8 protein-coding genes are annotated in these 13,227 nt (G+C 64.0%); 6 read left to right on the plus strand and 2 right to left on the minus strand.

The genetic code is table 11. From position 1 onward, the window contains the following. Positions 1–53: 53 nt before the first annotated feature. From ACFT4A_RS07565 to ACFT4A_RS07580, 4 genes are all read left to right on the plus strand, one after another. A complete protein-coding gene (locus ACFT4A_RS07565) occupies positions 54–2,018 on the plus strand; it encodes a TIGR03960 family B12-binding radical SAM protein (protein ID WP_382826849.1) in 1,965 nt (654 codons plus the stop codon). A gap of 466 nt (positions 2,019–2,484) precedes the next feature. Beyond that, entirely contained in the window at positions 2,485–4,542 is a 2,058-nt protein-coding gene (locus ACFT4A_RS07570) for a restriction endonuclease (RefSeq protein ID WP_382826851.1), read from the plus strand. 41 nt (positions 4,543–4,583) lie between these two features. Next, positions 4,584–8,039, plus strand: a complete 3,456-nt coding sequence (locus ACFT4A_RS07575) for an NB-ARC domain-containing protein (protein WP_382826852.1) — start codon at positions 4,584–4,586, stop codon at positions 8,037–8,039. 177 nt (positions 8,040–8,216) lie between these two features. Beyond that, the gene (locus ACFT4A_RS07580; protein ID WP_382826854.1) at positions 8,217–9,131 is read left to right on the plus strand and encodes a phosphotransferase enzyme family protein; all 915 of its coding nucleotides are present in this window, start codon (positions 8,217–8,219) and stop codon (positions 9,129–9,131) included. Between the two features lie 3 nt (positions 9,132–9,134). On the opposite strand, the gene ACFT4A_RS07585 is transcribed toward ACFT4A_RS07580, so the two are convergent. Beyond that, a complete protein-coding gene (locus ACFT4A_RS07585) occupies positions 9,135–10,511 on the minus strand; it encodes a sporulation protein (protein WP_382826856.1) in 1,377 nt (458 codons plus the stop codon). Between the two features lie 210 nt (positions 10,512–10,721). Here ACFT4A_RS07585 and ACFT4A_RS07590 point away from each other — a divergent pair, with 210 nt between their 5' ends. Together ACFT4A_RS07590 and ACFT4A_RS07595 are read left to right on the plus strand one after the other, a co-directional pair. Continuing rightward, positions 10,722–11,273 (plus strand): ATP-binding protein, encoded by a 552-nt coding sequence (locus ACFT4A_RS07590; protein ID WP_382827156.1) that lies wholly within the window; start codon positions 10,722–10,724, stop codon positions 11,271–11,273. Positions 11,274–11,602: 329 nt separating this feature from the next. Further along, positions 11,603–11,902, plus strand: a complete 300-nt coding sequence (locus ACFT4A_RS07595; RefSeq protein ID WP_382577137.1) for a hypothetical protein — start codon at positions 11,603–11,605, stop codon at positions 11,900–11,902. Positions 11,903–12,309: 407 nt separating this feature from the next. Here the strand turns inward: ACFT4A_RS07595 and ACFT4A_RS07600 are convergent, their stop codons facing one another. Continuing rightward, positions 12,310–13,089 carry a GntR family transcriptional regulator gene (locus ACFT4A_RS07600; protein WP_382826858.1) on the minus strand — a complete coding sequence of 260 codons (780 nt, stop codon included), beginning with the start codon at positions 13,087–13,089 and terminating at the stop codon, positions 12,310–12,312. Between the last annotated feature and the right edge of the window lie 138 nt (positions 13,090–13,227).

Genomic DNA, 13,227 nt, shown 5'->3' on the forward strand with positions numbered 1-13,227 from the left:
TAGGCTGGATGGTCACCCCTGTCAGTACAGTCCAGCTCACGAAGGTGCGCGACATGCCTGCCGAAGTCGCTGCGTCGGTCTTCCCGCAGCTCGAAGCTCTGCTCCCGCATGTGCAGAAGCCGATTCAGTACGTCGGCGGGGAGCTCAACTCCACGGTCAAGGAGTGGGACTCCAGCGATGTCCGCTGGGCGCTCATGTACCCGGACGCCTACGAGGTCGGTCTGCCCAACCAGGGCGTCATGATCCTCTACGAGGTACTGAACGAACAGCAGGGCGTCCTCGCCGAGCGCACCTACAGCGTGTGGCCGGACCTGGAGGCGCTGATGCGGGAGCACAAGGTCCCGCAGTTCACGGTGGACAGCCACCGGCCCGTCAAGGCGTTCGACGTGTTCGGCCTGTCCTTCTCCACGGAGCTGGGCTACACGAACATGCTGGCGGCCCTGGACCTGTCCGGCATCCCGCTGGAGTCCAAGGACCGCGGCCTGGACGACCCGATCGTCATGGCCGGCGGGCACGCCGCGTTCAACCCCGAGCCGATCGCGGACTTCATCGACTGCGCGGTCATCGGCGACGGCGAGCAGGCCGTCCTGGAAGTCACCGCGATCATCCGAGCCTGGAAGGCGGAGGGCCGCCCCGGCGGCCGCGAGGAACTCCTCTTCCGCCTCGCCCGCACGGGCGGGGTGTACGTCCCCGGCTTCTACGACGTCGAGTACCTGCCCGACGGCCGGATCGCCCGAGTCGTACCCAAGCGCAGCGGTGTCCCGTGGCGGGTCTCCAAGCACACCGTCATGGACCTGGACGAGTGGCCGTACCCCAAGCAGCCCCTGGTCCCGCTGGCCGAGACGGTCCACGAGCGCATGTCGGTGGAGATCTTCCGCGGCTGCACCCGCGGCTGCCGTTTCTGCCAGGCCGGCATGATCACCCGCCCGGTCCGCGAACGCTCCATCACGGGCATCGGGGACATGGTCGACAAGGGCCTGAAGGCGACGGGCTTCGAGGAGGTGGGCCTGCTGTCCCTCTCCTCGGCGGACCACACGGAGATCGCCGACGTCGCCAAGGGCCTGGCGGACCGCTACGAGGAGGACAAGATCGGCCTGTCCCTCCCCTCCACCCGCGTGGACGCCTTCAACATCGACCTGGCGAACGAACTGACGAGGAACGGCCGCCGCTCCGGCCTCACCTTCGCCCCCGAGGGCGGCTCGGAACGCATCCGCAAGGTCATCAACAAGATGGTCTCCGAGGACGACCTGATCCGCACGGTCTCCACCGCGTACGGCAACGGCTGGCGCCAGGTGAAGCTGTACTTCATGTGCGGCCTGCCCACGGAGACCGACGACGACGTCCTCCAGATCGCCGACATGGCGACCAAGGTCATCGCCAAGGGCCGCGAGGTCTCCCGCTCCAACGACATCCGCTGCACGGTCTCGATCGGCGGCTTCGTCCCCAAGCCCCACACCCCCTTCCAGTGGGCCCCGCAGCTCTCCGCCGAGGAGACGGACGCCCGGCTGCAGAAGCTGCGGGACAAGATCCGCGGCGACAAGAAGTACGGCCGCTCCATCGGCTTCCGCTACCACGACGGCAAGCCCGGCATCGTCGAAGGCCTGCTCTCCCGCGGCGACCGCCGCATCGGCGCGGTCATCCGCGCGGTCTACGACGACGGCGGCCGCTTCGACGGCTGGCGCGAGCACTTCTCGTACGACCGCTGGATGGCGTGCGCCGAGAAGACGCTGCCGGAGTTCGGCGTCGACGTCGACTGGTACACCACCCGCGAGCGCACCTACGAGGAGGTCCTCCCCTGGGACCACCTCGACTCAGGTTTGGACAAGGACTGGCTCTGGGAGGACTGGCAGGACTCCCTCGACGAGACCGAGGTCGAGGACTGCCGGTGGACCCCGTGCTTCGACTGTGGGGTGTGCCCGCAGATGGACACGGCCATACAAATCGGTCCGACCGGTAAGAAGCTGCTGCCTCTCACGGTCAAGAATGCCGCGCCGGCGCCGAGCGGTCACTCGCACTGAGGTGAGTGACGCACTCGTTCGGGTGATGGATGCCCTGGCGGGGGCGAGTGAGGACGAGGTGACTGCTGCGTTGGCTGCTGTCGGGGCTTCGAGCCGTCGGCACCCGGTGCAGCGGAGTGGGCCTTGTACGCCTCTGCCTGGCCCGGGAGAGGCCTCGGCCATCCATTCTGAGGTGGAGTGGGTCTGAACCTCTCGGAGCTTCGCTGAAGCCTCTTCGTGACTACTGAGCCCCCTTCGACTCGGAGGGGGCTCAGTCATGTCGGCGCAGGATGACGTCCTTGCACAGTGAGGTTGCGTCGTGGAGAACGGGCGCGCGGTGACCTGCCCGAACAATCCGTTCTGATCGCTTTGGCAACTTGATATTCACGACGGCGATTGCTGGATACAGTCGTTTTGTTACTACTGGTTGCGGGGGCAACCAGAGCTTGGTCGGCTGTGCCGACGTCCTGGGGAGGGCCTGTAGCGCATGAGTCGTCGCTCTGCTGGTTTTGTCGGTGCGTGGGCTGAGATTCAGCGGCAGCAACAACGTCAGGTGGAAGCCGAGGCGAGGCGGCGTCGGGAGGAGGCTCGCCAGGCCCGGACGTACCAGCGGCTGGCCACGCAAAGCCAACGAGACTACCGCCAGGCCGAGGCCAGGCGATGTACGGAGGAGCTGGAAGCTCAGGTTGCAGCCCTGCAAGGTCTGCTGACAACGGGCTGCCAGGCGCCAGCCTTCAGGACATCGTCTCTCATGCGTGCGGAAGACATCCCACCGTTTGACCCAGGGCAGCTCGCATGGCCGGTGCGGATGCCCGACCCGAACCAGTACCAGGCTCAGGGCGGCTGGACCGCCAACCGGCGAGCACAGGTACAGGCTGAGGCGCGGGCTCGGTTCGAGCACGACTGGCATGCCGCGCAGGCCGCGGAGGCGCAGCGGCAGCAACAGTTAGCCGCGTTGCAGCGGGACTACGAGCAGAGGGCGGAGTCTCAGCGGGCCGAGGTGCGTCGGCACAACGCTGGGGTCGTGGAAGTGACCGAGAGGGTCAGGCGGGGCGACCCGGACTCCGTGGTCGAGTACTTCTCCGCTGCGCTCTACGCGTCGACGGCTTGGCCGGAGGGCTTTCCTCGGCAGGTGGCGGCGGCCTACGACGTAGCGGGGCGGCAGTTGGTGCTGGACTGGGAACTGCCCACATACGACGTTGTTCCGGAAGCGAAGTCCGTGAGGTACCTGTCCCGGGAGGATCAGTACAAGGAAGCGGCACGTCCGGTGAGCCAGCGTCGAGCGCTGTACCGAGAGGTGCTGGGGCAGAGCACGCTGCTGGTTCTGCATCAGCTGTTCGCGGCGGACGAGTACGGCATCCTCGACTCGGTAGCTCTGAACGGCTTCGCGGACGCCCCCGATCCGGCGACAGGACGACAGACGCAGATCTTCCTGGCGACTGTCATGGCTTCTCGGGCGGCTTTCACGGACCTGCATCTGGGACAGGTGGACCCGGTCAGCTGCCTGACCGACGCGCTGAGGGGGCAGCTCTCGACGCGGCCCGACCAGCTCACCTCCGTGCGGCCGAGCCGGCAGCCTCAGGACGTCGGCAGCCCTGTGGCCGCCCATGGTGGTGATCACGAGCCGAACCTGTACGACATGGACCCGATCGCCTTCGAGTCCCTCGTCGCCGATCTGTTCCGGGCCATGGGAATGCAGGCCGTGACGACTCAGCGCTCGAACGATGGTGGTGTGGACGTCGATGCGATGGACCCCACCCCCATCCGAGGCGGCAAGATCGTCGTACAGGTGAAGCGCTACCGCGATACGGTGCCGCCTACAGCCGTGCGCGACCTCTACGGCACTGTCCAGGACGTCGGCGCCAACAAGGGTGTTCTGGTGACGACGTCCGGGTTCGGTCCGGGCTCTCACACCTTCGCTCGGGGCAAGCCTTTGGAGCTGATCTCGGGCGGCGAACTCGTCGACCTGCTGCACAGGCATGGGCTACGTGGACGCCTGGGAGAGGGAGGGCCGGCGGCACCAGCGCAGCCGACGACGTCCAGTCCTGCGGCTCCGCCCGACGACTACAACCTGCTCGGCATGACGTGGTCGGGCAACGTCGCACTAGACGTGTGCGCGCTGGTCTGCCATGGCAGCCGAGTCCTCAGCGAAGACCACTTCGTCTTCTTCAACAATCCGCAGACACCGGACGGTTCGGTACGCACGGTCCCGGCAGCGGGGCCGGACAAGGCAGCCATTCGTGTCGCCTTCGACGCGCTGCCAGAGGCCGCTGATCGGTTCGTTCTGGTGGCCGCTGTGGATCCGGAAGTGAACCCGAAGGCCGACCTTTCTGGATTCACAGACGCCGGCATCCGGCTGCTGGACCCGGCGATGACCGAGCTCGGGCGGCTTGAGGTCTCGGACGGGCGGGCACGAGAGACCGCGTTGGTGCTCGGCTCCTTCCGGCGCAGGTCCAACGGTGACTGGGAGTTCGTGCTGGGAGGCAAGGGGTATACGGGTGGCCTGGAGCAGCTCGTCCGGGACTACGGCATAGAGGTGGAGTAACGCTCCTTGATTCACGGGCTACGCAGCTAGGATCGTTTGACATGAGATCCGGGGGGCGCTGGCAACGTGCGGTTGCCTATGGTCTGGCGGGAGCTGGCCTGTCATGGCTGTGCGTAGCCGTGTGGCGGGGAGGCTTTGATGCAGCTGACCCCATTGCCAGTGTCCTCGGGGCAGGGGCGGGAGTGCTCGCCTGGCTTGCGGGTTTTGGTAACTCTGGAACGGGAGCAGCAATTGCAAGCGATCCCCCGCCGCCGGCGGCTCCGGAAGTGCCAGGCTGGGTTGTTGACCGAACCGAAGCTGATCGAGTCATCAGCATCGTATGTACGCGGCGACGCACAACAGGTCCGGTAGGTCTCACGACAGCCCTGGAAGGGGCTGGAGGTTTTGGCAAGACAACTTTGGCCACGCTTGTTTGCGCGAGTCCAAAAGTTAAGAAGCACTTCCAAGGCCGTGTCTACTTCGTTACTGTGGGCCGCAGTGTACGTGGTCGAGCGGCGATAGCTGCGAAAGTGGCCGAGGTGACACGGTTTGTTACCGGCGATACGACATCTTTTGACGATCCAGAGCTAGCGGGCGCACATTTTGGTCGACTCTTGGATCAACGTGCACGAACGCTATTGGTTCTGGATGACGTTTGGGAACAAGAACAGTTGGCTCCGTTCCTACTTGGTGGTGCGGATTGCGTGCGGATTGTGACCACGCGCATCCCTGCCGTGTTGCCTGACAACACGGAGCGCATCCAGGTCGACCAAATGTCTCCCGATCAGGCCTATGCCGTTCTGACGAACGGCCTCCCGAACTTGCCGAATCCGATTAATGAAGGACTTCTCGCGGCCACTGGGCGCTGGGCTCTTCTGCTGCGTCTAACAAACCGCATTATCGCTACTCGGATTGCTAGTGGAACTGACCCAGATATCGCTGCATCGGAGACTTTGCGTCGACTACAAGACGACGGACCAGTAGGTGTAGATGACCCGGCAGAAGCCGTCGACCTTGATAACCCAAAGAGACGAAGCACTGCCGTGCGCTCGACTGTAGAGGCAGCCACTCGGTTACTACCTGCCGGCGGATACACGCGCTTTATCGAGCTTGGTATTTTTGCAGAGGATGAAGAAGTCCCTCTGGATATAGTTGCGAATCTTTGGCGCGAAACCGGTAACCTGTCCAGGCCTGAATCGCAAAAGCTTTGCCAAACTCTGCACGGCCTTTCCTTGCTCTTCCTTAAGTCTGAGGCTGGGGGCAGCGTAAGGCTGCATGACGTTTTGCGCGACTATATTCGCGGTGAAATTGGGGAGCGGCTCCTCGCAGCTACGAATGCCGCATTGATGGATGCTGTTTCCTGTAGCCTTCCGCGGCAATCCAATCCCGCAATGCCTTCCCTCAATGTTGCTTGGTGGGAACAGGCTGGTGGCTACATGCTTGACCATTCGATAAATCACCTCCTTGCCGCTGGGAGAGTGTTGGAAGCAGAGGCGCTTGCTGGCGATCTTCGCTGGATCGAAGCGCGTCTTTTGCACCGAGGCCCGACGGCACCGTGGTCTGATCTTGCGATGATTCCGACCGCCTTTGCTGCTGCGCGAGCGAGAGATCTGGCGCGCATAGCTCACCTGTTGCAGCCTGTCGACCCTCCTTCCGCCCTTCGCTACATCCTCTACAGCCGACTTGAACCAGTAGAGGAATGGCGGGCTCAAGTTGCCGCCAGAAAGAATGAGCAACCTAGCGGTCCAATGCTGGTGAATATCTGGCCACCGCCTGATCTTCCCGACCCGGCACTACTACGTACTATAGGCGCTGAGTACGGCGGCGAGATCAGGTTGATGGATGCTGCTCCAGATGGTAAGTGGCTAGCAGTTGCCGGCGAGCTAGGGGTTCATATCTGGGAGGTGTCTTCTGGCAGGCTCCTTGCGCAAATTGAGGTTCCTGACCCAACGGCTCTTAGGTTCTTTCCTGATGGTTCACAGGTCGTATTCGCCAGTGAAGCGGAAGTGAAGGTCTGGAGTCCCGTAAGAGGAGACTTGAAACCTCTGGATACTGGCGTGAGTTCCATAGTGCGTGCCATGGATGTTGCGCCGAACGGGGCTTGGGTCGCCGTTGGATATGACGATGGTGTAAGGCTAATTGATGCCAACACCTCATCCATCGTTTCGCGTCTAGAATGCGATTGGGTGACATCTGTAGCTATTTCTCCAGATGCATCATGGATCGTTACGGGAAATGCGAATGGCGAGGTTCAAGTCTGGGAAACCACCACTGGTGCGATCTCTCACACACTTCCTAGGCGGCGGGGAGTCGTACGTTCCGTGGCAGTCGCCCCGAGTGGGAACTGGTGCGCTGCTGCCAGTGGCGACGGCGTGCAAATCTGGACTTCAGGCAGTGATGAATTTCAGGAGTATTCCTATGAAGACTTGGGGGCGGCACGCCAGATCTTTATTTCTTCCGACAGTGCCTGGCTCGCCGTTAGTGGCGGTAACGCCACATCTCATATTTTGGATGCCGGGTCGTTGCGGCCAAGAACTTCTCTTACGGAAAATCGAGGATTCATTCGCACCGCAGCCGCGGCACCTGATGGCGCCTGGATTGCAACTGGCGGGAGTGTCATCCGTATTTGGGATCGCATATCCAGTTCTGAACCACGGAGTGCGCCGACGGCCGAGGCGTCTGTTCGGCAAGTGGTTGCAGCTCCGGCCGGAGATATTCTCGCGACGGTGAATGTGAACGGGCAGGTGTGTATAAGGAGCCAGAGCACCGGAGGATTGATTACGCGATTCGAACATCCGGTTCGAATTGAACGGCTTGTTTTTTCTCATGATGCCACGTGGCTGGCCACAGTGGGAGAGGAAGGAGTGCGCCTTTGGGATACTTCCGGTGTTCTACTTGAAACCCTCACGGAAGTGGGATTTCTGCGTGCAGTAACGATTACTTCCGATGGCACTCGGATCATCGCTGGCGGTGAAGAAGGGAAAGTGTATATCTGGAACAGACTCGGTATGCTTGTCGAACAATTTGTTACAGGTCCAAGAACCGTGCGCTCGATCGCAGTCTCTCCTGATGGGCGCTGGCTCGCCACGGGAGAGGGGGAAGGTTTTGACTCTATGGGAGGAGGTAAGGCCGTCCAAATTTGGCGTCTTAATCCTGACTCCTCCGTCGTGTCGATTGCAGAGTTTTCCGATGGGTCCCAGGAATTGAGCGTGACGCCAGATGGCGTGTGGTTGGTAGGTCTAGACGGTTCACATGTGAAAGTGCGGGATATTGCTACCGGCCAAATATTTCCCGTGTTCGGTGAATCCTCGACAAAGCCGGCTTATTCTCCGGCAGGCACTTGGATGGCCACCGTTTATCAAGGCCGAACAATACGCATTTGGAACTGGATGGATGGCGCCCTAGTTACCGTGTTGCGCACGGAAGGGCTGCTAGCCGACCTTTGCTGGTCGGCTGACGGGACGGTTCTATTTGCATGCGGTGAATGGGGTGTATATTCATTTAGGTTCGTCCCGTAACTCATCTAGGACCTTGATTTTAGGGTGCAGCAGTGTCATGTGGGCTGCCGTGGTGCTTCGGGGTCGCTCTTAGGGCGCGGGCTCGGTACGGTCGAGGTCGTGTCTGGCGTGCGTCGGGTTGGTCACCTGTAGACGTACGCCGGTTGATCGCGCGCGACTAGGGGAGCTGGTACGGGCATGGCGGTTGACGCTGCTCGGACGGACGAGGGGTTCACGTCGGCGAGGGCTACGCGGGTGATGAGTGCCGCGTGCCAGGCGGCGGGATTGGCTGACAGAAGTGCTGAGCTAATTCGGCTCGGTGAGAACGCGCTGTTTCGGCTGGCCTCGGCGCCGGTGATCGTGCGTGTGGCTCGGGGAGAGGCCTGGCTGCCCAAAGCCCGTACGGAGGTGGCCGTCTCTCGGTGGTTGGAGGGGGATGGGTTCCCGGCTGCCCGTCTGGTTGAAGGCTTGGAACAGCCGCTCTTGATCGACGGGCACCCGGTGACGTTCTGGCAGCTGATTGTCGAGGGCGAGCGGAAGGCCTCGTACGGGGAGTTGGGTGGCATCCTCCGGGATCTGCACGCCATGACGCTGCCGGCCGGGTTGGAGTTGCCTCGGTTCGATCCCTTCGACAAGCAAGAGCTGCGGATCAACCGGGCCATGATCCCGGAGGATGACAGGGCCTTTCTGAGGAAGCGCTGGCATGAGTTGCGGGCTCAGTATGAGGAGTTGCAGTTCGAGAGCCCCAAGGGGCCGGTGCACGGTGATGCTCACGTGCAGAACCTGATGGTGGACACCCAGGGGCGGGTGATCCTGATCGACTTCGAGGCCTTCTGCTTCGATCACCCTGAGTGGGACCTGATGGTCACAGCCACCGAGCATCACAGCCTTGGATGGCAGACGGATGAGCAGTACGCGGACTTCGTGCGGGCCTATGGGCGAGACCTGCACGACTGGCACGGCTACGACACGCTGCGCAGGCTCCAAGAGTTCGGCATGACGACGTGGCTCATGCAGAACGTGCAGGAGGACGAGAGGACGGCGGCCGAGTACCAGCGGCGCATCGCCGGGTTGCGTAACGACGATGCGCCGCGTGACTGGCGGCCCTGGTAACTGCTACTCGTCCTCTTCGTCGAAGCGGGCTATTGCGTCCCGCACCGTCTCGTTGAAGGCGGCCACGGCGGGGTTGCCGGCGTGCACGTCGACCTCCTGCTGGAAGTCGGTCACGTAGCGCTGGAAGCGGGAGGACTGTAGGGAGTCGCCGCCGTCGACCGCCAGGCTTGCGGTGGTGACGGCGGCTTCCAGCTCGCCGTTGAGTAGCTGACTCTGGGCAAGCACCATGCGGCAGAAACCCAGAGTGCGCGCGTACATCGGGTCGGTGCTGTCGACGGCGCGCTGTGCGTGCACGACTGCCTCGCGACGCATCTTCAGATCGCGGAAGCAGTGGCAGAACTCGCCCATGAGCTCTGCATCGTCGAAGTAGCCGAGCCACGCCGGGTCTTCGACGGTGTCCGCGCGCTCGAAGTTTCGTTCAGCCTCGTTCATCGCGCGGCCGGCCCCGGTCCGGTCGCCCGCGTTGGACAGGGCCCGGGCTTCCATCGCCCAGTAGTTGGCCATCGCACGTGGGGTGGCTCGCCCCCTCGCTCCCTCGACGGCGGCACGGGACAGCTGGATGGCTTGGGCGTGGTTGCCGAGGTAGTTGGCTTGGTGACTGAGGTTACCGAGGATGCGGGAGCCGAACATACGGTCGTCGGTAGCCTGGGACAGCCGCAGCGTGGCGGTCAGGTACCGGTAAGCCAGTTGGTGGTTACCAACGTCGTATGCCGTCCACGCCAACAACTGGGACACCTCGGCGGCGGCGCTGAACAACGCGGTACCCACCTTCTCGCTGTAGCTCGCGCTGAGCAGCGGCAGGACCTCGTGGCGGAAATAGTGGCGCAAGGCTCGGTGGCCGTGACCCCCGCCGTACTTGAAGTCGAGCTGCATGAACGTGGCAGCCGCGTCTCTGATCGCCCGCACGTCGCGCATGCCTACACGTTGGTGGGCCGGATTGTCTGGCTGGACACCGTCAGGGCGCGCGATCATCCATGACAGAACAGCAGCACTCAGCTCGGCGTCGGCAACGACCAGGCGATCGGTAACCGCGGCTTCGGCGCGCTCCTGTGCGAGGCCATCCAGCATCGACAGGACGGCGGGGACCGTGCTCGGGTAGTCGACTGGTTCCGGCGCAGTCGACTGTGTGTGGTCGAAGAAACCAAGGTCACCCGGTGTGACGCGGCGTCCGAGCTTCGAACTGAACACGTCAGCCATGATCGCCGCAGTCTGGGGCTGGATGCCTGTGCCGTCGCGCCATCGCTGCACGGAGACGTGTGTGGTTCCCAGCCTGATGCCTCGATGAGCGGCGGCATCCTTCATTCGTTTCGCGAGACCCTTGTTCGAGACACCTGCCTCGGTCATCACGGCGATTAACTGCGCGTTCGGCTCTCGGCTCATGCTCCCCTGCCAACCCGAGAATGACGGCGAGTGCTCATCCTGTCACAGCAGTATCGCGCTAGGGGGTTCATCCTCGAACCCCCTTTGGCTTTGCAAGTGTTCGCGTGAACCCCCTGGTGAACGCTCCCGGTCGCGCCCGGAGCGTCGTGTACTGGCTTGCGTGAAGCAATCGGTGACGTGAGCGCCGGCGAATGCGCAGAAGGGGACGTGATGGACGCGGGGAAAGCTGAGTATGTGGCGAGGGAGCTGGAGGCATACGCCCACTGGTTTGCTGCACCGGATCCATCCGCAAACGCGCACTTCCTGGCGCTGACGCTCTTCGACGGGTGCGGAGACGCCGCCCGCGTCGCACGTGACACGACGTCGGCGTTCCTGCGTGGCGTCGTCACGGGTGAAGTGGTGCATGACGCCCGGCTGGCCGTCTCGGAGCTGGTGGGAAACGTGGTGAACCACGTGGTGCCGGACCGTACCCGTTCCCGGCCCGGCGGACGTCGGCGCATCGACGTGATCTTCAAGCTGTACCCCGCGTGGTTCTTCATCGGAGTCAAGGACGAAGACTCGACGCCGCCGATTCTCCCCATGGGCGATGCCCTCTGTCCCGAGTTGGTGGGGGAGCTGAGCGAGGCGGTTCTTCCGGATAGCGGCCGCGGGTTGATGATCACGCAACGGATGGCGGCGGCGGTGTGGTGGACGCCGGACGAGGGCGGCGGCAAGACGATCTGGTGTCGCTTCGACCTGGACGGTTACAAACCGCGTCAATGATCTCCGGGCCGCCGCCTCCTCGTCACTCCCACGCGATCGGGAGCAGGGCGGTGGCTCGGAAACCGGCCGGAGTCTGACCCCTCCGGCCAGCGGAGCGCGGCCTCTTGCGATAGGGCCACTGGACTCCCCCGCCCTGGAGCAGGGGGCCGCGCTTCACAACCACATACCGAGGCCGGGCCACCCCATCAGCCCTGGAAAGCGAAGGGTGGCCCGGCTGGGAACACGGCGGTTCCCGGTGCCTGATGGTACCGGGGCCGCCGTGCTGCTTTCGGCCCTGGTCCAAAGGAAGTTGATGACCAGTTATGTGGATCAGGGCTGAGGTGGGCAAGGTGACTGGCGCAAGTGAGGACTGGCTCGGCGATGGGCTCGACGGCATCGCGGGCGTGGAGACCGGCCTCTGGGTGCCGGGAGTCGACTACTTGGCGGGCTGGCGTGAGGGGCGTGAGGTCGCTGATCGCCTGAACAGGGCGCTCCTGAGCGCGGGCTTCGAGTTGTCCGTCGTGCGGGCCGTCGCCTCGACGAATGAGGACGGGCGCGGCGTCGTTCGCCTGGCGGGCAGGCCTGCTGACATGGACCGGCTCGCTGTGCTTCTGGAGGCGGGGGACGATGGCGACGGTGGTGCAGCATGAGGCGTCCATCCGCTGGTGAGCGCGGCACGTGGGCACGTCGCCGGCCGCAGAGACTTTGGGCAGTAGCTGCCATGGGGCGAGAGAACAGGGGGCCTTACGCTCGCCCGCGAACCGGGCTGGCTGTTGGCCTGCCCGCAATAGCCCGGTCGGCCCCCTGTTCTTCGAGGCTCGCCCCATGGGAGCTGCCTAAAGTCCCGGAGGCCGTCGACCCCCAGCCCACCCCGCCCCTGCTCACGACGGCCGGTCGACTCCTCGACGTCTCGGGCGTGCTGCGGTCTGGGGCGGCCGGCGACTGGCCGGGACCGGCGGTCACGCCGCACGCCCGGCCGGGGCGGCCGGGCGGCCCGGCGCGCCGCAGGCGCGCCCTTGAGGAAGTGAAGGCTGTTTCGACCGATCGCCGCTGGCACTCAGGCGCGGGCGCGTCGTGCGGGCTGCTTGTCGGCGGTGATCCGGAAAGCGAGTTCGGCACGGTCGGCGCCGATTCGGAGTTCTTCGAGGATCAGGGGACGGTCGTCGGTGCCGTGCGTAACGCGGGCGAGGTGCAGGATGGGGGTCGCGTCGGGGAGCTGGAGCGTAGCGCGCTCATCGGGCAGCGGCATGCGGGCGCGGACCGTCTCCGACCACCACAGCTTGTGGCCGTCCGTGGTGAGCACCCAGTAGATCGCTGCCGGTCGCTTCCACGGTTCTTCCGCGAGCAGCGGCACCGCCTCGGCGACTTCGAACGGGATCAGAGTGCGATGCATCGCGCGGGTGCCGGTGGCAGTGTCGATCAGGAGCCGGTCACAGCCGAACACGGCTTCCTCCTCGGCCAGTTGGAGAAGCTGACCGGTGGCTTTCGTGGTGCGCGCGCGGTACGTGGTGGGCTCTTCGGCCTCCTCCCAGACGTCAGCATCGGGCATGGCGAACTGGCCGTCTGTGGTGCGGCTGATACGTCGTTCGAGGGTGAGCGTGGGCTGGCCGTCGGAGCGTACGAAGCTGCCCTTGCCGTGGCGGACGTCGATCAGGCCTTCGGCGCGCAATGCGGCGATCGCGTTTCGGACCGTGGGGCGGGAGACGCCGTAGCGGCTCATGAGCTGGGCTTCGGACGGCAACAGGGAGTCAGGGGCGAACTCGCCCGACAAGATCGCCTCGCGGATTGCGGCGGCGACTTGCTGGTAGAGGGCTCCGGGGCGCTGGATCTCCGACATCTCGGCATCTCCGGTGTGAGGTCGTAGGCACGTCGCACGCGCGACGTCACTCGTCAGCATAAGTAGTTGCGCTCTCGCCGTACAGAACCTCATAGTCATAACTCGTTAGGACAAGTGACGTCAGCATCTCTCTGATGT

It is taken from the genome of Streptomyces sp. NPDC057099 (assembly GCF_042671245.1).
Lineage (GTDB): Bacteria > Actinomycetota > Actinomycetes > Streptomycetales > Streptomycetaceae > Streptomyces > Streptomyces purpurascens.